Consider the following 23,995-nt stretch of genomic DNA (forward strand, 5'->3'; position numbering starts at 1 on the left):
CTTTTACAATTCTTATGTCTTCCGAAAAATAACCTCACACAGTACTCCCACTCCAACCCCAATTGTATAGGCCACTAAATCACTCCACAAAAAAACGTATCCCAACACGAGTCCGCCCAAAGTCGTTGCACGCATGCTATCTATCCATTCCGCATGATACAATTGGCTCACTTCAATCCCGTAGCAAAACATTAAACTAATAAAAGCCAACTTCTTCGTCTCTGTTTTAGGAAACAAAAATCCAAAGCCAGTGAAAATCATTAATGCCCATAAAGCATCGCCTAAGTAATCATTTAATAGATGTGGTAGTGCAAAAGCAAACTTTCTTGAGCTAAGACCTAAAATAATAATAACTATAGTAAATAGTGCATATACTACTCTATTTCGTTTCGTATTCATTTTAAAGTCCCCTAATATGTAATGTAAAACTGTAAATAGCTAGTAAAACAAAGTTATTTTACTAGCTATTTATTAGTTGCTTTAATGATAAGAAAATGTGGATTCGTATTTAGATAATAATATGATTTTTCGTCTACTTCTTTCATTTTTTCAATTGCCTTCGGTTCTACTATCTCTTCTAATACAAAATAATTTGTAGTTTCATTTAGTATGTCTTGTAATGATTTTCTAAAAAACTTGACTTCAATAGTAATATTCGGTTTAACCCAAGTATCTATTAATAACTGTTTTTCAAAATAATTTTCACATGGAAACTTTGTGAAATCCATAAAAGGATGATGAATAGAATAAATAAGTTCCCCACCTGGCTTCAATACACGACGAAATTCTTGAAATACTTGATTCCAATTTTCTAAGTAATGAAGAGTTAACGAACTTACAATCACATCATACGTATTATCTTCAAATGGCAATGTTTCTTGCAGATCATGACAAAGGAACGTTGCTTCTTCTCCTATATTTTCTTTTGCTGCTTTTACCATTTCAGGACTTACATCAATTGCTGTAACATTTGCTCCTCTTTTTATGAATTGAGAAGTATACCATCCAGCTGCACATCCAGCATCTAGTATCTTTTTTCCTTCTAGTTCCTTTGGAATAAGCTCCATCATCGCCGGTCTTTCATAATAACTGTTATATGGATTTGCGAAATCTAGATTTTCTTTATATGTACTCGCTAATTTATCATACGTATCTTTAATCGAATCTTTCATTACACACACTCCTAATACATATTAATCCATTAACTCCTGCTGCTTTTTCTTTGAAAATGATTGTAGTACTAAATCATACGACCAATCAATCATTTTATTAATTTGCTCCTGCTCTATACCCTTATGAATATAAACGGTATTCCAATGTTTTTTATTCATATGATACCCTGGAATAATTGTTTCTGGATAATCTTCTCTTATTCTTAATGCGACTTCTGGATCACACTTCAATGTAATCGCAGCTTTTTCGCCTTCTTCATGATTTACTATCGCAAATATTTTATTATTAAGCCTCATACACGTTGCACTCCAGCCATCTGGAGAATCTTCTGTCGCTTTTCTTTTCGATAAACAGTACGCTCTTGTTGCATTCATTTTAATTGGCACCTCTTATTCTTTCCCTGTTTGATTACGATGCATCACAATTTGCTTCGTTGCTTGAAATTGCTGCTCACCGTAAAACTTTATTAGCTTCTCTCCGCAAAATAGACTAACAATATCAATATGAGATATTTCTCGAAGTAATATTGTAAGCATCTTCTCTCCAATACCTTTATTTCTTACACTCTCATGTACGACAACATCTTCAATGTATGCTCGAAAAACACCATCAGAAACGACTCTAGCAAATCCAACTAATTCATTTTCTTCCCATACTCCAATGGCTATACTATTCTTTAACATTTTTTCAATATCGACTTCTTTTCTTTCTGGCCACCAACCGACAGAATCATAAAGCTTCTTTATTTTTTCTGCACAGATTGGTTGTTCTTGTTGCAATTTATACGTGTACATATGCTTCCTCCCATCAATCAGTATACATAATATTATTATAATCTCTTTTCAAAAAAGTGCTGACTATGACCTTTCGGATGATCTTCAACGACACCATACTCCCTGTAACCGTGCTTTTTATAAAATTCTGGTGCTTGAAAACTAAATGAATCTAGCAATATTAATCTGCACCCTTTTTCCTTCGCAATTTCTTCAATTTTATGTAAAAGTTGGCTACCATAACCGTCATGACGAACTGATTTATCAACCCATAAAAAGTCGATATGAAGATGATAAAAATACATCGTACCTGTTACACCACCAAATATTTTTCCTTCTTCATTTTTTACTACGAGGCTTACTTCTTCCATCGGCTGTTTTACTTCATCTGTTAAGATGGACATATTATATTGAATAACTTTATTTTTAATGTATTCTCCTTCAATACGTGTACCGTTCTCTATATGTTTCATATACATTGCTTCCTTTCAACTTAGTAAGCTACACTTTATTTTTCCCCTTTAAAATACTAATCAAAAAGAATCCACCATATGTAATAAAGCATGAAAAGCCAATTATCCCTGATACAGAGACATAGCCTACCCTTATGTAACTTATAACTGCAAAACAAGCGATAGACAATAAAATAGATGGCCAAAATATAACAGCTATTTTTCTTCATCCTCGTTTCGATGTACTTTCTTTCACTTCAGAAACACGTGTGCCAAAAAGCAATACAATACAAATAAGGATCGCTGCAAAGTAAATTGTATCTAATGACAAATTGTGATCATATAGTGCGATTCCAACTTCAAGAGCAATAATCGTTAAAATTAAAATAATGATTGTTGAAGTTTTTAAGTTTCTTTTCAATCGCTCACTCCTAGCATGCTTTCACTATATTCTTTGTATATGTACTTTAAAACTGCTGCAAAAGCTTCATCTACCTCTTTATTTTCACGTCGATTCGGTAAATCTTTTCCCCCCATCACATAAAGAAGCGGAAATTCGTTAAACATTCCTATAATACCAATATTTATTGTAGCTGTGAGTAATCCACCTGTCATATGAGCTAAATGATAATATGGGATTTCTTCATACTCTCCTTGCTGTCTTACCATGCCGCTAATAATTGGTTCCCATAATTCTGGTTCTGATTTATAACCTTGAAAGGTTTGTATGAAAAGGGCAAGAACTTCACTTAATTCTCCAACATTTTTCTCATCTCTAGCATTCTCTTGTATATAAATTTTTGAAAAGTACGTTTGTGCGTACATTTTCACAGCATCCCATCCACCACAGTGCATTACAACTGACTGTGCAACGCAACTATCATGACAAGCAATCATTACCTCTACCGCTTGACTAAGTGTTAAAGAAGTTCTTCCTTGTAAATGCGGATATAACTGCGCACTATCTTCATGCGGATTAAATTTAATGTGATGAAGTATATCATTCCAATTATGTTTATTTTCCTTCACCATTTGCGTTACTACAAATCCAATGACTAATTTTGCTGCTGATGCTAACGGAATATTTAATTCATTATTATATGAAGCAACTATCCGATTATCTTTTGTAGAATAAATTGCCATTCCCACATAATTAGATTGTACCTCTTTTATTTTATTTATAACAGTTTCCATTTCCATCCCTCTTTTTATATCGTTATATTAACTTCTAATATTTCAACATTGAATGTAAAAAAACTTTTCATTAGCTATTAAAATAAGAAAAAGGTAGCATGAATTTTTTCTTGCTACCGAAAAATATTTATTCTTCTATAGGATTTTCAGGACCGTTAAGTTCCAGCTGATAAAAAGCTAAATCTAGCCATTTATTAAACTTATAACCAGCTTTTTTTATTGTTCCTGCATGAATAAATCCATAGTTTTGATGCAAGGCAATACTTTTCTCATTCTCTGCATCAATTCCAGCAATTAAGGTCATATACTCTCTTTCCTTTGCAATTTTGATTAATTCTTTCATTAATGAAGACCCAATGCTATTTTTTCTATATGCCTTATCTACATACACAGAATGTTCAACTGAATATTTATAAGCAGGCCACGCTCTAAATGGGCCGAATGTCGCAAATCCTACTACTTTATTATCTAATTCATATACGAAAATTGGATACCCTTCAGCCTTTTTTTGTTCATACCAATCTATTCTATTTTCAAGGGTTACAGGTTTATACGCATATACAGCTGTTGTATAAAGTATCGCATCGTTATAAATATCTAAAATGTATGCTAAATCTCTTTTCGTTGCTTCCCTTATCATTGTTTTCTTCCTTTCATCATGTTCATCTTATTTCACTATCTTTTCAATAGTTTTATTTTATCGAAATTTCCGATTTTTACCTACATACGAATACTAGCTTTTCGGAAACCATCAAGTATATTTATTGCAGCAGATAACATGTAGAAGAAAATTCCTCCCCCAATGAGCCACGTTTTAAACTCCTCTGGGGAAATAGTAAATGCATTTGCCAAATACGTAATAAATCCTGCGTTTAATAAATGTGGATTTACTACAATTACAATGAATATGATTGTTCCGACTACTTGAAGAATAGCATTTCCAATTGCCAACCTTTTCGTCCATTGTCCCTGTACTAACTTATAAAGTGATATAGCTACTTCGAAAACGATCATAACCAAAATTAGGGACCAGTATTGAAGCAAAACATCTTGATTAAACGTTGGCGCGACAAACTTCAATCCGTTTTCTGTACCATGATATACGCCTACAAGATGATTCGTATAAAAGTAAAGTGTAGCCCATATTGCTGTCCACATTAAACCTCCAAAAACTTCAAACTTCGAGATTGCTTTTTTCTTTGGGATATACGAGATGTTTTTCAAATCATCTGGTGTCCATTTTTTTAAACTTGTCGTCAACGGCTCGATACCTTTGTCTTTATCTGTTCTTTCTAAAATAACAAACACAAGTGTCAACCAGAAAAATACATGGAGACCCACTTCAAAAATTTCCCCTATACCTTTACCTATCAATTGTAAAATAACATTTAATACCGCTTGATCACCATTATAGCCTATAAAATTTTCTGCAACCATTGAAATGAGCGCAATAACAGCTGCAATTGGTATAATCATTTTTAATAGCGTCGTATATACATCAAAATAACGTGGTCCAATTAAATGCATTGGTCTATCCAAGTACCCATTAGCCAATGAAACTGGACTTCCCAATTTTTCGAGTACGCTCTTCACATCTTCCTCATTATAATCGTCTGGTAACATATCCTCTATTGTTGACCGTAGTTCAAGTGTAATATCTTCACGATTTTGTTCAGGCAATCTCTTCGCAACTTCATGGACATACATATCAATCAAACTCATTTTCGTCCTCCTCCTTTAATAAGTTATAAAGTTCTTTCGAATCCTTTACCCACTGCTTTTTCAATTGTAAAAATATCTCTAATCCATATTCACTTAAAACATAATACTTACGAGGTCTACTCTCTGTTTTATCCCAACTACTCGTCACTAACCCCTGCTTTTCTAATCGGCGAAGTAGTGGATATAAAGTACTTTGATCAATTGTAATCCCTGATTGCTCCAATAACTGGACAAGTGAATATCCGTACTGCGGCGTTCTTAATTGACTTAAAACAGCTAACGTTAATGTCCCTCTTCTTAACTCAGTAATTAACGAGTTTAATAAAGTATCCATTCACTCACCTCATTTCCATTACTATATGTCATACAGTATGTGTTTTATACTATGTATCGTACAGTATTAATGTGACAAAAACTATAATCATTTACCAAAAAACGGATAATAAAAAGCGCAAATTATATGATTTTTGCTTTTTTAGCTAAGTTATATATCTATAGCACTAACTACTAATTTTGAAGTTCCAGTAATGCTATATTAAGTTACAAATATCGTATACATATGATGTGAACATAACATTTCACTATAGGAAGCTATAAAAATGGCGAATTACCATGCTTGAATGATTCCCGTTTTCAGCACCTAATCAACGTTATTTCCTTCATAAACTTCATCTTGTTCAAAATCTTTATTTTTGTTTGGTTTATTAGAGAAAAATAAAAAAACAATTAAATTAGGTTAATTGTTTTTCAAATGCAAAATCTTTATTTTTTTAAATAATCTATGATATTCGAAAAGACAAACTCTCCAAATGCAAGTGGTATATAAATAAACCATAACTTTAATATTGCCTTTGTTTCTTTGTGATCAGAATCCCCCATTAAAACCAACCCTATCCTTTTTCTTCTAATATTTTCATTTTAATTCCAATAACAAGGAAATTATACCATTCATTAAAGTTATAGTCTATTTTTTCTAAAAATTAAATAAATAAAATTCTTGTATTCCCTCAATATTCAGATAAACATAATAACTTTTTTACGTTTCATCTTCAAAGTCAATAATGAGTCCTGTTAGAACCGCTACATTACCAATTGATTGGATTCCGTGACCAATAAAATCCATCTTAAATTCTTCCTACTTTAATTTATGTAATGATATAATAACACTAAATTTTCAACACGTGCTTAATAGAATGGGGACTTATAATGGATAAACCTCTCACTGCATTACAAACTATTATTATACATATGAATACAAATGAACATTGGCATGATTTTATTTGTTATTGTCAGCATCGCGAAGCGGGACTTCGAAAATTAGCTTATAAACCTTTAGAGACATTTATTTCAAATGCAAAGAAATGGGAATCAAAAGAGCAAGAAGAGTTTGCCATTTCACTGTTTACTATTTTAGATGCATTAAACAAAAAAGATGAGGTCTTAACTTTTTCACTAAATAGTTTTCTAATAGACATTCTATATAGATGGACAGAAAACAACCCATTTGATTCAAGACCTTTTAGATGGATAGGAATTTATATGGACTCTAGCAATAAAGATGACGATTTAGAAAAATTCCTTCGAAAAGCGATTGAATTAGGTGGTGATACCGAACAAGAAGCTATGATATACCTAGTTTCTAATTACATCCATACTTTAGAATTTGGTACACATGAATTCCCTTCAGGTTATTGCGGAGATTTAAGCGAATGTATAGAAAAACTTCCCTATATGCTTCAATTAATTAATTAATAGAATTCAGAATAAGAACATAAAGGAGCAAAACATTGGTCAAATACAAGAACAACTACACCTTATTCTAGATTGGTTAAAACATACACAAACTCCAGTAGATGCTGTTCGTATATGGGAAAAAGAACAAACTAAGGAATTAGAAATGGTCATTGTATATTATTTACACAACAGCTCAAGTCGTTAATTCATCTTGTACAGAGATAATAAAGCTGTTTAAAACATAATAAAATTGTTTGAAAAACGCCAGTCATGTTATTCAACAATCGGACTATATAATGGAATGAATCCTTGTAAAAATTATAAATATTTGAAATAATCATTATTAAGTTGAAGCAGAACGATTGCAGAAAAAGGTGATACGACTTTTTCTTACTTAAGAATCGCGAAACAGTTGAAAATTTTAATTAATTATATTCCGAAAGGGTGTGTGTAGTATCTTATCAACTAATGTTTTTACTTATAAATCTAAGGATGGAAAAACAGTAATAATTAGAGAAGCTAAAGAACAGGATGCAGAAAGAATACTAGATTCTGCTTCAAAAGCTTTAATAAACGCTCCATACATGCTAAGTACGGTTGAGGATGTAAAAAAGGTACGTATCGATGCTATTCAAAAAACGTTAAAAGCTTATCATGAAAATCCAAATTATGTACAGTTTATTGCTGAAGTTGATGGTAAGTTAGTCGGTGCAATAGATTTTAAGAACGGAAACAAAGAAAAAATTAGTCATCAAGGGGCTTTTGCGATGACCATACTACCTGAATATCGAAATTATGGTATTGGAAGAGCTCTTCTAGAAACGTTAATCAATTGGGCTAAAAATAACAGTAAGATTGAAAAAGTTTGTCTTGAGGTAATGGAAGATAATCTAGGTGCAATCCAGTTATATAAGAATCTAGGCTTCTTTGAAGAGGGTAGAAAAGCAAAGGGTGTAAAATTGGATGATAGCTATCAAAATTTAATATTAATGGCTTTATTCGTTTAAAATTGAACATTAATTTCAATATAAAAAGAGGATCTTCATAGTCATCTCCCTGTTAAGTAGACAGTAATAGAAATCCTCTTTTTATATTTATCCCACATTAGCTTGCAGTAAAACTCCCCACTGATTATAGTTCCACTTTATTTTAATCCTTTAATTAAAGGTGACGCTTCCCCACTATGGAAAATCCATAAGTCATGAAGTGATCTCGTACATCCGACATATAGTAATTTTGCATCATGTTTTGTGTTTTTGTAATGTTCTTCATCCACATCAATTAAAAGCACCGCATCAAATTCTAAACCTTTCGCTAAATAGACAGGTACTACTGATATACCACCTTCATATTTACTTTGGTTTGCTTCAATTACGTTGACCGTTAATCCTGCATTTGTTAATTTCACATATATATCACGGCATTCATCTTCTGTTCTTCCGATTACCGCAATTGTTTTCACATCTGCATTTTGCAAATGTTTTACCGTCTTCACAATTTCAGTAAATTGATTTTCTGCATGAATTACTTTCACATCTTCTCCACTGCGGAAGACTGGTGTTGCGAGTCCTACTGGGATTTCTGCATTTTTAATTATTTCATTTGCAAATTCAATAATTTCTTTTGTAGAACGATAACTTCTTGTCAATTCATAATAACCGGTTTCTTGGAATACTTCCTTAAAAGCATTCCAATCTTCAATTCCTTGGTAATCATAAATCGCTTGCGATAAATCACCTAATATAGTGAAAGAATTACCTAATGTAATTTCTTTTAATACATAAACTTGGAAAGGCGAAAAATCTTGCGCTTCATCAATAACAACGTGATGAAACTTCTGCCCGATTTCAATCCCTGTTATACGATGATGTATGTATATTAAAGCTGGTAAATCTTCTACATACACTTCTTTTTTACGACAACTCTTTTCTGTTTCTTTAACAAGTTCTTCAGGTAATACCTCAAGTATTTCTTTACTTTTTACTATTGAACTATACAGTGAAAGAGCACTCATTTTCGGCCAAAACTTCATATATGCGTTCAGTCTCTTAGTCGCTTCTTTTTTAAGTAATTTTTTCTCGTTTGTTTCCCCGAATTTTTTAAGTTCAATTTCAATCCAGCGCTTCATTCGTCCTACTAATCGTTCTCTTCTTTTCTGTAAAGGATAATGTTTATATTCAACTTGCATCCATTTTTTAATATCTTCTACTGGAATAATTGCTCTATCCCACGCCTCAAAATCTTTTGTCGGAACTAACTCATTTTCAAATTGGATCATTCTCTCTTCAATAAACGTCTTAAATTCCAACGTACCCTTTAATTTACCTAGCATTACCTTCTTTTCATCACGACTAATTGAAAATGCTTCTTTCAATTTTTCTTCTGTCTGCTTTAGTTTCACTGAATCATCTAACGTACGTAATGCCCAATCCGGAAACGTTGTTTGATTAATATTCCCTACACCTAATTCAGGAAGTACACTCGAAATATAGTCTAAAAACAGACTATTCGGCGCAAATACGATCATTCTTTCTGCTTCTAGTTGTTCACGATATTCATAAATTAAAAAAGCAAGGCGATGTAAAGCAATTGTTGTCTTTCCACTCCCTGCAACCCCTTGAATAAGTAATGGTAAATTTCTTTCCGCTCGAATAATATCATTTTGTTCCGATTGAATCGTTGAAACAATATCCTTTAGCTTATTATCTTTATTCTCACCTAATCGATATAGAAGAAAATCATCGGCATGCGATACATCTTCATTTCCTTTTACATATGTATCAACAACACGTTCAAGTTCTCTTTTTCGAATGGAAATGTTTCGTTTTAAATACACATCACCTTCTACTAACCCATCTGGTGATTGATAAAATGCTAATTCGTCTCCACCGGTAAATGAATAAAACATACTTGCGACAGGTGCCCGCCAATCGATAATGATTGGCTTCATCGTGTCCATATCCGAAACCCCTACTTTTCCGATATAAATCGGCATAACTTCTTCTTTTCCATCTTCCTGAAAATCTAACCTTCCAAAGTACGGCTCTTGCACACCAATACGTAAGTTTTGTCTATTAGACTCCCTCATACTTTCAAGAATTTGCTCTTTAAAATCTTCTCCATAATAAACTGGGATTTTTTCAAGCTTATCCAATTGCTCATCCATCGTATGTAAAGTATCCTTCATTTTTTGTAACTCATCTTCAAATATGTTGCTCATTTCGACGATTCCCTCCTGTCCGTTCTAATTTTTCAGTCGAAGTATCATTGTATTAAAAATCCAATCATAAAGTCAATAGTTTCCATTTAAATTTTCCGAAAAAACTTACTTTTCATCTTTCTAATTTAAAAAGAATATGCAACATCTAAATCACACAAATACACATATAGTATAATGATGCATGCAAAAGATATTACTTTCTATTTGTCTCCTATTTAATTTATCTATTAAAAAACATTGTAAAAATTAAAGACTTTAATCAATGGGCGTTTTACTGCCCATAAATAGTAGGATAAACAAAAGTAAAGGAGGTTCTTCAAATGAATGTCGCGAAAAAGAAATCACTAAAGTTATATTTACTTATTTTTGTATTCACTGTTTTGGCCAGTGGATGGATTGGGGTATTTCTAGATTCTCTTCTAACAAATCAACCTGAAGGAAACACTTTAGGTATGGGATTATGGCTAATATTACCTTTCCTCGTAAGCATTTTACTTAGAGTTATTAGCCAAGATTGGAATGATTTTGGCATCAAACCAAATTTGAAAGGAAACTTTATATGGTATTTCACTGCACTACTTATTTATCCATTCGTTACAGTAATAACGATAAGCATATCGCTCATTTTTAGAGTAGCTCATATTTCTAGTTTTGATATATCCACGTTATTGTCACTCATAGTCATGTCTTCTATTGGTAACTTTATTAAAAACATTTTTGAAGAGTTTTCTTGGCGCGGTTATTTAACTCCAAAGTTGATTGAACTAAATCTAAACGATTGGTACATTTATATTATTTCTGGTTTCATTTGGGCACTTTGGCATGCTGCATATTATATAGTCTTTTTGCCAAATGAATATTTTGAATCTATCTCAAGATTAAATATGCTTTTATCTGGCTGTATCCTTATGGTTTGTTGGTCCATTATGTATGTTGAAATATATAGACTTACAAAATCCGTCTGGCCATGCGTTATCATGCATGCGATTGAGGATGCTGTTCCTACTGTTTTAGTTACCATAACAGGGATTATTACCCTTACAAACAGTAGTGATTTTTGGTTAAATCCTATTAGCGGGGTCGCTGCTACTGTTTTATTTCTCGGAATTGGAATCGTACTAAGAACTATAAGAATAAAAAGAGAACGACAATTATTCACACAATAAAAAGCAGATAATGAATTCGTCATTATCTGCTTTCCAATTTTTAAAACTACCTTATTATATTTTTTGATACATAAGCCAGTCACCAGAGTCTATCACTTTCTTTAACATCTTTTTATCTTGAGCGATATACACATATGCCTCAATTTCCCTATCAGCAACATATACTGTTTGCGTGATTCGATCATATAAATCAGTCTCCGCATTACCTGTATATTCTTCTAGTTCATCTAACTTACACAATATCTCATCATTTACTACATAAACTTCTCCATACACCTGTTCTTCAATCGAATAAGTCATGGCCGGATATCCTTCGTTCGTATCAAATAATTTGCCATATGTCCAAGCTCTGTCTGCGATGCATGTTGCACCTAGCATATAATGAGCATTCGTTTGTCCTCTTCTTAACGTGCCATAAACGAAAACATGATACATAAATTCTTATCCCCTTTATATGCCTCTACTTTCTTATTTGTAAATAAGCACGAATCATAAAGTAACTCACTTCATTCGGAAGCTGTTCTTTAATAGATTTCAGACCACCATCTGCATTTTGAACGGCAGTTTCAATAAGAGATTCATACTCTGCTGGAACAAAGCTTTTCCAATCTACTTCCATTCCATCCTCATAGCAGCGAATTAAATGGTTCTCGATTGTTTGTCTTGATAAGTTACGTTCTTTTGCAATCTCATTCAAATCAATACCTTGTTTATACATTTCATACGTTTCTAAATGAGAATTTGCGGACGCTTTTCCTGACTTTTTACGCTCTGAAACTACTTCTGTCTTAATCGTTTCAGCATAATTTGGATTTTCCTCAATAAAATGCTGAACTGCTTGTAAGAAGTGCGAGCCATATTTCACAAGTTTGTGTTCTCCGATACCTTTTACCGTCAACAATTCGGAATCACTTTGCGGCATTTTTACACACATATCTTTTAATGTTTGGTCAGAGAAAATAACGAACGGAGGTACACCTTCTCCTTGTGCAATTTCTTTACGTACTTCACGAAGCACTTCAAATAAAGGATGGTCTTGAACAATTTGTCTTGTCTCTACTCGTTCTTTTCGTAAAACATTCTCTTTACCAAGTAATACTTCTTTCCCTTTTTCAGTTACTTTTAACGTCGGATAAGTGCCATGCTCAACTGCAATTAACTCGTCTGAAATTAAAAACTCAATAAACTCACTGACCTCTTTTACACTACGGTTCGATAAAAGCCCATACGTTGGTAAAGTATGAAAATTAAATTCAATAACTTTCTTATTCTTCGACCCAGTTAATACTTGCGCTATCATTTGCTTTCCAAAGCGTTGGTTCGTTCTAATCATGCATGATAAAACCATTTGTGATTCCCTTGTCACATCGATGCTCTCGCGATTGTCTGTACAATTACCACAGCGTCCACAATCTTCTTTCGGTTCTTCTCCAAAGTATTGCAAAATGAATGATTGTAAACATTGTTCTGTATGACAGTAATCGGTCATATTTTGCAATTTTTCAAGTTCATTTGAAAAACGTGATTCTCCAGTTGATTGATCAATTAAAAAACGCTGTACTTGTACATCTTGAGAAGAATATAACAATATACATGTACTATCTAATCCGTCACGACCAGCACGTCCTGCTTCTTGATAGTAACTTTCCATATTTTTTGGAAGCTGATAATGAATTACGTAACGAATATTCGATTTATCAATACCCATCCCGAATGCAGATGTTGCTACCATTACACTTACTTCATCTCGTAAAAAGAGTTCTTGTTGCTCATTGCGATCAATATCACTCATACCAGCGTGATATTTTGATACAGAAACTCCTGCCTTCATTAAATCTTCATATAACTGATCGACTACTTTTCTAGTAGCTGCATATATAATCCCAGATTCCTTTTGATTTTGACGAATATAATCCGCCAAATATTCATTTCGATCTTGCCCTTTAATAACAGAAAACGATAAGTTCTCACGCTCAAACGTTGTCATAATTGTATTTTCTTTATTAATTTCAAGTGTATTACAAATATCATCACGTACTTGCGGTGTTGCTGTTGCTGTTAATGCTAATACGAGCGGCTTTTCTGGAAGATAATCTAATATGCGATGTATATGTAAATAACTTGGACGGAAATCATGTCCCCACTGTGAAATACAGTGTGCTTCATCAATCGCAATCATAGGGATTTTCATATCGATAAGTTGGTCAACAAACTCCATCGAATCAAGACGCTCAGGCGCGACATAAAGTAATTTGTAATGTCCTTGTTTCGCTAATTGAATTCGCTGATTTGCTTCAGCAATAGAAATAGAACTATTAATATATGTAGCTGAAATGCCATTCTGTACCAATGTATCTACTTGATCCTTCATAAGTGATATTAAAGGAGATATAACCAACGTCGTGCCTTCAAATACTAATGCCGGAATTTGATAACAAATTGACTTACCGCCACCCGTTGGCATAATACAAACTGTATCTTTCCCATCTAGTACATTTTTAATTGTTTCATCTTGTCCTCTTCGAAACGAAGAATAACCAAAGTAGGACGCTAAAAGTTCTTGTGCTTTAGTAAACAAAAAAGAGTCACCTGCTTTTCTTTATCTTTCATCTACTTCTATTATATCAATCACTTATGCGACTTGAAAGGGATGGATAAACGCTTATTGTTTTTTCATTATTCTATATTTAATATGAATTAGCATCCGTGTTATATATGTTTTACAACATTTATAACGTAAATCCAGTACACAAGAAGAAAGAGTTTCAATTTAAATGTTCATTTTATTTCCCTTTCTTGAATACTACTAATCGTATACATATAAATTCAGGAGGTTACTATATGAAGCATTGTAATATGAGTTCCATCACAGCGAAAACGAAAACACAAAAACTCCAATTCTCTAATAATGATGCGTGGAAATATGAATCATACTATAAGTATCAGCCATTATTCTCTTATAAAAAGCTTTTTAATTTTCTTTCTCAACTTTTTAGACGTTAATATATGCGCAAAAAATATATCATTCACAGAATTTTTCTCAATATTAAATGTATAGACTTACTACAATTCAGTTGTTACCATATATAATAATCTGTTGGATAAACCCCTTAAGTTGACCTGCTTATATTAGCAGGTCTTTTTCATGATTACATACTTCTGTGTACCTCGATCTCACTTCCAAGTCTTTTCTCCATTTTATAACCATATTTAACTCCCAACAATTCATGATAATCATGAATTGTTGGGAGTTAAATTGTTCACATATAATTATGCAATTCTTCTTTCTCAATACACAAAAGACATTTTACTTGTTACTATAAAAGTACTCCAGATGAGTTTTTTGCTCATCGACATTATCTAGTTATTGGGGCCTGCCGCGGGAAGCAGGTCCCTTTGACTGTATGAAGGTCCTAATTTCATTTGGACACATTTACCAGGGTTTTTCAAAAGAATTTTATGATAACATTACGTAGTCGAGTCCGACATCTCGGCAATACCCTTTTGAGGGTCTGCAACTTCCCTTGCAGACCCTCTTTTACTTTATATTCAATTTATTCATATATACCACAACGTCATTCATTGAATTTCTCCATTTCAAATTCCCTAAAAATAATCTAGGACACGTAACTAAAAATAAATCTTCATCATACTTTGAGTTATACATGTTCAAAGGAGTGTTACTATTTATGTATTCTTATTGGCAATCGTATTACTCCCCCTACCATAACCCTTATGTAAACTATGATTTATCCGTACGGAACTACCGAATTAGTAAAAATGAGAATTTTTTAAAAGGGTATATGCGTTCTTTATGGGAACAACACGTCGCTTGGACGAGATTGGCTATTATAAGTATAGTCTTTAATTTACCAGATGTTAACGTTACTGTTGGACGACTTCTACAAAACGCAACACATATGGGACTATCACTTGAACCATTTTACGGTGAGGATGCAGTGAAAAAATATAGTGCATTAATTAAAGATCACTTAGTAATTGCAGCGGATCTTGTTAAAGCCGCAAAAGCTGGTAATCAAAATGCAGCGGCCGCTATAGAGAAAAAATGGTACGCTAATGGTGATGAAATTATTGAATTTCTTAACAGTATCAACCCATATATAGATAAAGAAGAATTTAGAAAAATGTTTTATGAACATTTAGCACTAACGAAAGCAGAAGCACTTGCCTTCCTAAATAAAGATTATGAAGCAGGAGTAAAACTTTACGATAAAATTGAAAAAGAAGCATTAGAAATGGCCGACATGATAACAAACGCAATCGTAAAACAATTCCCGCAAGTATTTCAATAAAGTGAAACTTTAATCAGAGTAGGTATTACTACTAAGTAATACTTGATAAAAATAAGTCGGTTTCCAAACATAAATCGGCTTATTTAGTTTTCTCTCCATGATATTTCACCTCTCCTCTTTACATTTAGCTTATATCGATATATTTTATTAATATCCGTTTTTTATAGGAGGAAATAGTTTGATTAACGCGATTGGTCTCGTTTTTATACTTACAAATAAACACGAGAAAAAAAAGAAAGTTTACTTAAATGAAAAATTTGCACTAATAGATATTATTGATTCTAAAGAAGTATTTGATGATGAAGGGAATCCTTTAGTAGAACTAACATGTAAATACAGTATATATTTAGATGAAAAATATTACTGTAAATCTCTCGATGATTATACCGGACAAGTATTTCCTTTCTTAAGTGCAAAAATAGGAAAAGGTCTTCTAAGAAACTTAAACTACTACTTTTCTTACGTTGATGCCTATGATAAGAAACCACCAGTTAAAGAAATAAGACCACTTATGAAACAAGTAACGAACAGATAGCCAAAAATACAAAAAAAGAAAGCATCTAACTCTGGATGTTTTCTTTTTTATTGAAAACTCATTAACTTTCATCCTCTTCTAAAAGTATGTATCCAAGCATATTTTAAATTAAAAACATTGGAGGATTAGAGTGAATGAAATACTCAGAAACAATTATAAGCAAACGACTTCGAATACTTAAAATGACGGGTATGTTTTTCATGCTAGTGTTAATAGCATGGATTGGCTATACAAAATTACTTTATGAAAACGGCTTTCTTCAAGAAAAAAAGAATTCAGTAGAAGTAATGAACACTAGCATTACAGGAGAAATAGAGCAGCTTTTTCATATAAACTTGCAAGGTTATCGAAAAACAAGCCTTGATGCTGTTATAGAAGCAAGCAAAACCGATCCAAGTGAACTATCCCTAATTGAACTGGTCAACAAATCCTGCTCGCGAGATTGCATAGGCGAACCAGTAACATATGTAAACTCAAACAATGGATATATCTTTTATAAGGAATCTAATGGAACTAATGTAGCTATAACGGTTAAAAAGAAAGACACATGGGTAATTGTAAAGAAATCTGTTCAAGATGGAATATAATCACCCAAAAAAAGAGTACGTATCGTACTCTTTTTTATTATTAATACCCTTCCTCTTCATGAATACAATGGCATTTCGGTTTTGTTTTACAATGACATTTTTCACACTCACATTTCGGTTTCTCTTTGCAACAACATTCGTGAAAATCATTGCGTTTACATCTACATCTCCCAAACATTAAATTATCCCAAAATGTATTACAATTTCGGGAATGCCCACAATGACAAGTATTCCCCATGAATCTGCTTCCTCCTTAATAGAATTCATCATATTCTATGTTTAAAAGTATACAAAGGCTTGTTTATTAGTCTATTTTCTCCATATTATAAGTAGAGTTAAAAGATTACATAAAAATATTTAATTCCTTTCGTATCTAACCAAGCAGTTGCTTTGTCCAGTTCGTTCCCTTGACGATAATCTGTTTCGAAATACACAAGCCCTTGGTTATCTCCACGAGATATTATTTTAGAAGTATATCCAAGCTTATCCATCATTTGAATCATGTCAGGAACTAAATTTACACCAAATTCATAAGTAACTACTTTGTTATATTTATTCACTATAATTCCAACCCCTTCTTGTTTTTTTATCGGCTCAACAATTGGATTTGTAAACCAAGCTAACGGCTTATTTCCAATCAGCTTATTTAAATCACACTTGCCGATACCAGCCACATTCCCTGTTTCTGTGTATTGCCAAATATCACATGAATACGCCGGTTTGTTACCACCATAACGAGGAATCCATACAAAATCAGAATTGACATTTGCCATTCCAAATGGAGCATACATATGATGAGCAATATATAAACCAGCCTTCTTAGCTCCTAATCTGCGTAATTCATCAATAAAAGCTTGTGTACCCGCTCTCATATCGTTCATTGTTCTTACTTCTACGTCAGCTACCCAAACTGTTGCATTTTTATCACCACGGTTCCAAAAGTCTCTTGCTTCTATCCGTGCATCCTCTACTGAAACGAAACGACAGAACGCATAATTACCAAACGGAATATTTCTTGCTTTCATTGCTTGTACATAATTTTTATATAAAGGATCTACATAATTTGAACCATCTTGCACACGTGCAATTACAAAATCTAATTGTGGTGCTGCGATATCCCAGTTAATGTCGCCATTCCATTTCGAAATATCTACAATATAACCCATTATTTAACATCTCCTTTTTCATTATTATATTCAAAGCTTGTTTTTTTGCTATTATCAACTAATAAATAGTATGAGAGGTATTATATTATTGGGTAATAATTTAAAATTCGGCTTATGTATTGAGAAAACAAAATATTATTACGGGTTGAATAAGTAAAGGTTTACAAAACTCTAAACTATATAAAGTGAAACTATAATTAGTAGGAGGCTACGAGCAGTGAAATTCCCACTTAATTTCTTAGCTTCATCCGAATTTTGAGATAAGAATTTTACTGCCTAAAAATAGCTAGATAAACAAAACCACCTTTCTGACAGGTGGTTTTGTTTACTAATTTACATATACATTGTTCATATTTTTATAGTTACATAATTATTGGTTACTTAATATACTTGTTAACTAAAAATAAGACAATTTTTAGTTTTTAATCAAACCAATTTTCGTTTTATCTCACGTACTCATAGTACCATTTACGTGCATCTAACCAAGCTGTAAATTTATCAATATTCCCGGACGGATAACCATTCGTTATAGCATAACCAATGCCATCTTTTTGAACGACAATTTGTCCATCAATACCCGCATCAACCATAGCCTGAGCCAAAGCTTGTAAATTACTAAATGCTACACCACCAGTTTTTACTTTGAGCAAATTCGCTGCACCTCCTCCAGTTTGTCCTGTAAGAGCAAATACAATAGAATTAGCGATTTTATCAACATTCCATTTTGCCATATCAGATTCATTGTCAATAAATCCTAATTCTATAAGAATAGCAGGTGCTTTCGTCCCATTTAATACCGCTAAATCTGTACGCTGTTTCGCACCTCGATCACGCCATCCAATATCTTTTGCTAGTTGAGCTGAGATTTTAGCCGCCAAATCTTTCTGATCATAATATAAAACCTCAACACCCTGTCCATTTCCATCACTTGCATTAAGATGAAAAGAAATAACTAAATCCACAGCATGGGAATTGCTATTCCGAATGATATTATTTAAATTTTGTGATTGAGTTGCCCCTACCTCGTCCGTATCGTCATAAACCGTGTGTCCTAGGGCTCTTAACTTAGCCGCCACGGCATCTTTAACTTGCCTATCTAGAACGTGTTCTTTCCGATTCCCGAAATTAGCACCTTGAACAATACTATTGTGTCCTCCGTGCAAACTATATCTAGCCATTATTTATCAACATCTCCTTTCTTAATATCCTATTCAAAACTTGTCTTATTGCTATTCCCACTTACAATCTTAACTGTGCCCATACGTCCTATATTTTCTAAAAGTGACGCAATTTGTTTTCGATATAAAAAAGCTATCGCTTCATAAATCGAATGATTTATTCTCTAAATTACTTTTACATGAATGACGACACGAACAAAAAAGCATCACCCTTTCGGCGATGCATAAAAACTCTATTTTACTTTTCAGCTCCCTAAATAAATAGAGTTTAAAATCACTGAAACTACACCTATATTTCCTCCCCTTCCTTCACAGCTTCTTTCAACCTTTGCAACATATATCCAATTCCTTTACACCCCTCTAGCGGATATGTAATCATTTCTTCTGGATATAACTTTGTCACTACTTTTTTATGCTTCTTCCCTGCTAGTAAGACGATTTCGTCAAACTGTAGTAAACTTTTATCTACCATCTGTTTTTGTAATTGCTCTATACTTATTACCTCATCGCTTTTTGAATCAAATGCAAGATCATAGTTTTCTAATACAATATCACTTGGTCTTAAAAATCCATGTTTCGCTGATAATATAACCCAGTTTTCGAAAAACATAGTTGCGTACGCCTGACATGCTTTTCCGAACGGACTAATATACACATCTTTTGCTTCCATCGGTCCGTAGTCTGAATGTTTATCCCAAATTTTCTTTTTTCCACATGGAATTATACATATCCTTTTCATATATATTTCTACTCCCTTTACTTTGGTAAATAAAATTCGTTATTTTGTACATTTTTCTCTCAAAATACTATATAATAATTCTGAAAGTTAAAATTACACATTTTACCATATGCGTACTATAGATTACTCTCATTGCAAATATTATAATACCATAAAAAATTTTTCATTTTTTCTTCAAAATAACGAAACTAAATTATAATAAAAGTATGTATAAATAAAACAGTAAAGGAGGTTCATAAAAATGAAAAATATTATCCCTGCACTATTAGTCTATTTTATCGTTTGCGTTATTTCCGTTATCATCCCAGCATCTGAAGGCTATAATTATGTCGGCTGGAAGTTATTTGTTGGGCAAGTGTATGCGATACCTATTTTCTTCATTACTACGATAATCACATTTTATATAAACAAGAAAAAATCTTACGAATAAACGATTATAAGGATAGCTAACGCTATCCTTATTTTAATTCGTTAATCAAATTTAGAATGACCCTTACAGTACTTTATATCCTTTCTTCTAAAAAGTCAAACGCAACTTCTGTATTTCAGCGTTTAAACGTAGCTCCTCCGAGAGCCAGCTCTCTAATTCTGAAACCGACGTAATATTTCGTTCTAAAAGTGACTGTAATTTACTCTCCAAATCATTAAACATACACAATCCTCCCGTTTTTAATTTTCTGTTTTTTAGAGATAAAAAAAGACAAGTAGCCAATCTGACTACTTGTCCTTACTGTTCATCTGTACGCAATACGATTAAGCTTGGAATGCTTCTGTTAATACTGGTACGATTTGTTTTTTACGAGATACAACACCTTTTAAAGTAGCTGTGTTGTTTTCTAGTGATACGTTGTATGCTTTCTCAACAACGTTTGCTGCTTTACCGATCGCAAGACCGACAGAATCATTAGTTAAGATATCAGTTACAACGAATAAGAATAGGTCTAAACCTTTTTCTTCTACTACTGCAGAGATTACTTTTTCAAGTTCCGCTTGGTGTACAAGAACGTCGTTTGTATCAACAGCGTTTACTTGTGCGATTTCAACTTTCGCATTACCCATTTGGAATTCTTTAGCGTCAAGAGAGATTAATTGCTCCATTGTTTTTCCGCTTAAGTCAGCACCAGCTTTTAACATTTCTAAGCCGTAGTTATCTGCATCTACACCAGCGATTTGCGCTAATTCACGAGCAGCTGCTACGTCTTGTTCTGTGCAAGTTGGAGATTTGAATAGTAAAGAATCTGAAATGATTGCAGATAACATTAAACCTGCAACTTCTTTACGAATTGTTACGCCATTTTCTTTGTACATTTTGTTTAAGATTGTAGCTGTACAGCCAACTGGCTCACAACGATAGTATATAGGATCGCTTGTTTCAAAGTTAGCAATACGGTGATGGTCAATAACTTCTAACACACGAACTGATTCGATATCGTTAGCACTTTGTTGACGCTCGTTATGGTCAACTAAAATAACGTTGTCCACTTCGCTTGCTACTGTCTCAACAAAACGCGGTCCTTCTACTTTAAAATAGTCTAACGCAAATTGAGTTTCACCGCTGATTTCGCCTAAACGTACAGGCTCAGCATTCATTCCTAATTCTTTTTTCAATTCTGCATAAGCAATTGCAGAACAAATTGCATCTGTATCTGGGTTTTTATGCCCGAAAACTAGTACTTTTTCCATGTTTTCCACCTCTTCATGAAAAGGATATCTTAAAGAAGCAAATATGACAATATTTAAAGCATATTTTTTTATAAATAATTGCACTTTCTTCTATATTTTTCATCATTTTCATAAAAAAAATCATCTAAAATGAATTAGATGATCGAAATGTATGTTTCAATTAAAATAGTGTAGGAGCTTGCACTACATTGTTAAAAGCGAAATTTGAGGATAAGCCATTATTCAAAAGGTTTACATCTATAACTTGATAAAACGCATTTCCAGTGTCTGCAATTTCCCAAACAGCTAAAATAAGATGGTATCCACTACGGTCAGTTGGTACATTTGCTTCGTGCGTTACTGTTGTCCCTGGTCTAGCTCCACCGTCATTTTTCACATAGAATGGCACTAAATCTAAATCTGATCGCGTTAAAGGTTTATTTGGATTCCAACCTTTTTTCGTAATATAATATTTCCACTCTTTTGTACTATGAGGAGCCGTTAGTTTCCACTTGAATGTATTCGTCCCGCCATTTAACGTAACTTTCTTCCACCTATCTACAGTTTGAACATCTAAAGCGGGAAAATGACCAGCCCCTGCAATTTGTCCATCAGAAGGTCCTAGTTGCGGAAATCCACCTATCCCTTCTACGCTTTGTGGTTCATATTGAATCGGTCCACAATTTACATTTACCCCTTGCTTACATAAATAAGATCGGCTCGCTGGTGATTCTACATATCCATGAGCTGAAGCCTTTTCTGAAAATCCAAATGTTAATAATCCCGTAAGTAATACTCCACCACTTAAAATAACTTTCTTCATCTTTTGTAAACTATTCTTTTTCATACTTTCATCCCCTTCCGATAATAAAGCGAAAATAACTATAGTTGGCTAGTCATCTTCTCTACATTTATTATAAGACGAGAATCATTACTAAAAGAACCCTCTAAAAACTTTCTCAAATTCATTTAGTGCGTTAATTAGATTATAATTAACTATTTTAACACCGCCAGAAAAATATAGATGGTGTTAAAAATAGTCGTTTATTATTCACTTACTAATAATTAAGCACTCTCCCCGTTTGATTATACCTTAAATGTTTTTATAATAAATAATCGTAGCATCTAACTTACCATTCGGAGAAATTGCATACCCTGGTATTGTTCCAACTTCTTGGTAGTCTAGTGATTTGTACAGTTTATTGGAAGGATCTCCTTCTCTAGTATCTAATACTAAAAGAGACCTGTTTTCTTGCTTTGCTCGTTCCTCTGCTTTTTGCATAAGCGATCGTCCAATACCGTTACGTCTAAAGTTTGGATGAGTCATTAATTTGCAAATCTCGGCTCTATGAATTCCGTTAGGCTTAGTAACTAATTGTAATTGAATACTCCCTGCTACTTCGTTGTTTATTTTAGCCACATACAATATCACTTCTGGCGCTAATACTGTTTGCCAATACTTTGTTGCGTCTTTTTGTTCCAGTGGAGGCAAAAAACCAATTGATGCCCCATCATTTACAACCATTTTCAAAAGTTTCGAAAGTTCTTCCATATCATTTTCTAGTTGCTTTATTTCTTCAATTACTAAATTTCGCATTAATTTTCCCCCTTTTGTTTCATTGTAACAATTTTTAAAGAAGGAATAATGAAATAATAAGATGAATTTATAGAAAGATATGACTTTTTGTGAAAGGATAACGATATGAAATATATATTAGATAGAACGTACGCAAAAGAATTACTCGAATGGGCATATGAAAAAAACCCGGGTCCTTGGTTTGAACATTCACTACATGTTGCTCATGCAACTGAAAACATAATTATAGAACTTATTAAAAATGGGTATAACCTAGATGCTGACATAGCATATAACGCTGCCCTTTTGCATGATATCGGAAGATACAAAGGTTTTACCAAATCGGTCATTCATTCCTATGATGGTTATATATATATGAATGATTTAGGGTATACAGGAAACGCTGTTATTTGTGTGACACACTCATTCCCATGCAAAAATGAACATATAGATATCGCAGCGGAATGGAGTCTCGTTCCTGACCATATGAGAAGCCGGTTAGTTGAAATATTAAATGAACATTGTAACTACGACTTATACAATAAAGTAATTACTCTTTGTGACGCTCTTGCTGATGCGGGTGGCTTTACTACGCTGGAAAGAAGATTAATTTCTGTTGGTTTGCGTCATGGTACAACATCTCATACATCTTTACATTGGAAAGGGTTTTATGCGATTAAGAAAGAATTAGAAGCTTTAATCGGTAAGAGTATATACACAGTTCTTCCTGATGTAGAAAAATCTATTTATGAAGATATAGAATATTAAATTGAATACAAATTTAATTTCAAATAAAAAACGTTTT

27 protein-coding genes and 3 pseudogenes are annotated in these 23,995 nt (G+C 33.0%); 8 read left to right on the forward strand and 22 right to left on the reverse strand.

The window, feature by feature from the left end; genetic code table 11:
- Positions 1-12: 12 nt before the first annotated feature.
- The 11 genes and pseudogenes from MR136_RS11560 to MR136_RS28750 form a co-directional block, all read right to left on the reverse strand.
- Entirely contained in the window at positions 13-399 is a 387-nt protein-coding gene (locus tag MR136_RS11560) for a ribosomal maturation YjgA family protein (protein WP_242259415.1), read from the reverse strand.
- Between the two features lie 65 nt (positions 400-464).
- The gene (locus MR136_RS11565; protein WP_242259416.1) at positions 465-1,172 is read right to left on the reverse strand and encodes a class I SAM-dependent methyltransferase; all 708 of its coding nucleotides are present in this window, start codon (positions 1,170-1,172) and stop codon (positions 465-467) included.
- Positions 1,173-1,193: 21 nt separating this feature from the next.
- On the reverse strand, positions 1,194-1,547 hold the full coding sequence (locus MR136_RS11570; protein ID WP_000994622.1) for an MmcQ/YjbR family DNA-binding protein: 354 nt from the start codon (positions 1,545-1,547) through the stop codon (positions 1,194-1,196).
- 15 nt (positions 1,548-1,562) lie between these two features.
- Positions 1,563-1,967, reverse strand: coding sequence for a GNAT family N-acetyltransferase (locus MR136_RS11575; RefSeq protein ID WP_017656469.1), 405 nt, complete (start codon positions 1,965-1,967; stop codon positions 1,563-1,565).
- 35 nt (positions 1,968-2,002) lie between these two features.
- Positions 2,003-2,419, reverse strand: a complete 417-nt coding sequence (locus tag MR136_RS11580) for a GNAT family N-acetyltransferase (protein ID WP_242259417.1) — start codon at positions 2,417-2,419, stop codon at positions 2,003-2,005.
- Between the two features lie 28 nt (positions 2,420-2,447).
- Positions 2,448-2,819: pseudogene (locus MR136_RS11585) on the reverse strand (hypothetical protein).
- A complete protein-coding gene (locus tag MR136_RS11590) occupies positions 2,816-3,592 on the reverse strand; it encodes a serine hydrolase (RefSeq protein WP_060852056.1) in 777 nt (258 codons plus the stop codon). Before MR136_RS11590 ends, MR136_RS11585 begins: the two are co-directional and overlap by 4 nt.
- A 127-nt stretch (positions 3,593-3,719) precedes the next feature.
- Positions 3,720-4,232, reverse strand: coding sequence for a GNAT family N-acetyltransferase (locus MR136_RS11595; protein ID WP_242259418.1), 513 nt, complete (start codon positions 4,230-4,232; stop codon positions 3,720-3,722).
- An 80-nt stretch (positions 4,233-4,312) separates the two neighbouring features.
- Positions 4,313-5,314, reverse strand: coding sequence for an HAAS signaling domain-containing protein (locus MR136_RS11600; RefSeq protein ID WP_103621490.1), 1,002 nt, complete (start codon positions 5,312-5,314; stop codon positions 4,313-4,315).
- Positions 5,301-5,648: a PadR family transcriptional regulator gene (locus MR136_RS11605; RefSeq protein WP_103621491.1), complete on the reverse strand. Its 348-nt coding sequence runs from the start codon at positions 5,646-5,648 to the stop codon at positions 5,301-5,303. The genes MR136_RS11600 and MR136_RS11605 overlap by 14 nt, the downstream gene beginning before the upstream one ends.
- A gap of 705 nt (positions 5,649-6,353) precedes the next feature.
- A pseudogene (locus tag MR136_RS28750) lies at positions 6,354-6,428 on the reverse strand (DUF6944 family repetitive protein); the annotation flags it as partial.
- A 92-nt stretch (positions 6,429-6,520) separates the two neighbouring features.
- Between MR136_RS28750 and MR136_RS11610 the strand changes: the two are divergent.
- Positions 6,521-7,253: pseudogene (locus tag MR136_RS11610) on the forward strand (hypothetical protein).
- A gap of 241 nt (positions 7,254-7,494) precedes the next feature.
- The gene (locus MR136_RS11615) at positions 7,495-8,055 is read left to right on the forward strand and encodes a GNAT family N-acetyltransferase (RefSeq protein ID WP_000337118.1); all 561 of its coding nucleotides are present in this window, start codon (positions 7,495-7,497) and stop codon (positions 8,053-8,055) included.
- A gap of 137 nt (positions 8,056-8,192) precedes the next feature.
- Here the strand turns inward: MR136_RS11615 and MR136_RS11620 are convergent, their stop codons facing one another.
- A complete protein-coding gene (locus MR136_RS11620) occupies positions 8,193-10,268 on the reverse strand; it encodes a HelD family protein (RefSeq protein WP_103621492.1) in 2,076 nt (691 codons plus the stop codon).
- A gap of 320 nt (positions 10,269-10,588) precedes the next feature.
- Between MR136_RS11620 and MR136_RS11625 the strand changes: the two genes are divergently transcribed.
- Complete coding sequence (locus tag MR136_RS11625) at positions 10,589-11,434, forward strand: CPBP family glutamic-type intramembrane protease (RefSeq protein ID WP_103621493.1); 846 nt, start codon at positions 10,589-10,591, stop codon at positions 11,432-11,434.
- A gap of 54 nt (positions 11,435-11,488) precedes the next feature.
- On the opposite strand, the gene MR136_RS11630 is transcribed toward MR136_RS11625, so the two are convergent.
- Complete coding sequence (locus MR136_RS11630; RefSeq protein WP_000274908.1) at positions 11,489-11,869, reverse strand: gamma-glutamylcyclotransferase family protein; 381 nt, start codon at positions 11,867-11,869, stop codon at positions 11,489-11,491.
- Between the two features lie 25 nt (positions 11,870-11,894).
- Positions 11,895-14,012, reverse strand: coding sequence for a DNA helicase RecQ (recQ, locus tag MR136_RS11635; protein ID WP_103621494.1), 2,118 nt, complete (start codon positions 14,010-14,012; stop codon positions 11,895-11,897).
- Between the two features lie 1,111 nt (positions 14,013-15,123).
- On the opposite strand from recQ, the gene MR136_RS11640 reads away from it, so the two are divergent.
- From MR136_RS11640 to MR136_RS11650, 3 genes are all read left to right on the forward strand, one after another.
- Positions 15,124-15,747 carry a hypothetical protein gene (locus MR136_RS11640; RefSeq protein ID WP_000287728.1) on the forward strand — a complete coding sequence of 208 codons (624 nt, stop codon included), beginning with the start codon at positions 15,124-15,126 and terminating at the stop codon, positions 15,745-15,747.
- Between the two features lie 178 nt (positions 15,748-15,925).
- Positions 15,926-16,282: a hypothetical protein gene (locus tag MR136_RS11645; RefSeq protein ID WP_000606231.1), complete on the forward strand. Its 357-nt coding sequence runs from the start codon at positions 15,926-15,928 to the stop codon at positions 16,280-16,282.
- Positions 16,283-16,416: 134 nt separating this feature from the next.
- A complete protein-coding gene (locus MR136_RS11650; RefSeq protein WP_000877572.1) occupies positions 16,417-16,869 on the forward strand; it encodes a hypothetical protein in 453 nt (150 codons plus the stop codon).
- Here the strand turns inward: MR136_RS11650 and MR136_RS11655 are convergent, their stop codons facing one another.
- The 4 genes from MR136_RS11655 to MR136_RS11670 form a co-directional block, all read right to left on the reverse strand.
- Complete coding sequence (locus MR136_RS11655) at positions 16,870-17,043, reverse strand: hypothetical protein (protein WP_000503004.1); 174 nt, start codon at positions 17,041-17,043, stop codon at positions 16,870-16,872. It lies immediately after the preceding gene.
- A gap of 161 nt (positions 17,044-17,204) precedes the next feature.
- Positions 17,205-18,035, reverse strand: coding sequence for a GH25 family lysozyme (locus MR136_RS11660; RefSeq protein ID WP_242259419.1), 831 nt, complete (start codon positions 18,033-18,035; stop codon positions 17,205-17,207).
- Positions 18,036-18,478: 443 nt separating this feature from the next.
- A complete protein-coding gene (locus MR136_RS11665; protein WP_000135279.1) occupies positions 18,479-19,213 on the reverse strand; it encodes an N-acetylmuramoyl-L-alanine amidase in 735 nt (244 codons plus the stop codon).
- A 289-nt stretch (positions 19,214-19,502) separates the two neighbouring features.
- Positions 19,503-19,952 (reverse strand): DUF6884 domain-containing protein, encoded by a 450-nt coding sequence (locus MR136_RS11670; RefSeq protein WP_103622424.1) that lies wholly within the window; start codon positions 19,950-19,952, stop codon positions 19,503-19,505.
- A gap of 241 nt (positions 19,953-20,193) precedes the next feature.
- On the opposite strand from MR136_RS11670, the gene MR136_RS11675 reads away from it, so the two are divergent.
- Complete coding sequence (locus tag MR136_RS11675) at positions 20,194-20,382, forward strand: DUF4017 family protein (protein WP_000789486.1); 189 nt, start codon at positions 20,194-20,196, stop codon at positions 20,380-20,382.
- A gap of 87 nt (positions 20,383-20,469) precedes the next feature.
- On the opposite strand, the gene MR136_RS28430 is transcribed toward MR136_RS11675, so the two are convergent.
- From MR136_RS28430 to MR136_RS11690, 4 genes are all read right to left on the reverse strand, one after another.
- Positions 20,470-20,604 (reverse strand): hypothetical protein, encoded by a 135-nt coding sequence (locus MR136_RS28430; protein WP_000481362.1) that lies wholly within the window; start codon positions 20,602-20,604, stop codon positions 20,470-20,472.
- Between the two features lie 101 nt (positions 20,605-20,705).
- Positions 20,706-21,635, reverse strand: a complete 930-nt coding sequence (gene ppaC / locus MR136_RS11680; RefSeq protein ID WP_000416873.1) for a manganese-dependent inorganic pyrophosphatase — start codon at positions 21,633-21,635, stop codon at positions 20,706-20,708.
- A 160-nt stretch (positions 21,636-21,795) separates the two neighbouring features.
- On the reverse strand, positions 21,796-22,461 hold the full coding sequence (locus tag MR136_RS11685; RefSeq protein WP_000742279.1) for a lytic polysaccharide monooxygenase: 666 nt from the start codon (positions 22,459-22,461) through the stop codon (positions 21,796-21,798).
- 246 nt (positions 22,462-22,707) lie between these two features.
- A complete protein-coding gene (locus tag MR136_RS11690; RefSeq protein WP_078385980.1) occupies positions 22,708-23,211 on the reverse strand; it encodes a GNAT family N-acetyltransferase in 504 nt (167 codons plus the stop codon).
- A 105-nt stretch (positions 23,212-23,316) separates the two neighbouring features.
- Here MR136_RS11690 and MR136_RS11695 point away from each other — a divergent pair, with 105 nt between their 5' ends.
- Positions 23,317-23,958, forward strand: a complete 642-nt coding sequence (locus MR136_RS11695; protein WP_088338697.1) for an HD domain-containing protein — start codon at positions 23,317-23,319, stop codon at positions 23,956-23,958.
- Positions 23,959-23,995: the final 37 nt, after the last annotated feature.

Origin of the sequence: Bacillus cereus group sp. BfR-BA-01311 (assembly GCF_022664295.1) — a bacterium.
Lineage (GTDB): Bacteria > Bacillota > Bacilli > Bacillales > Bacillaceae_G > Bacillus_A > Bacillus_A cereus.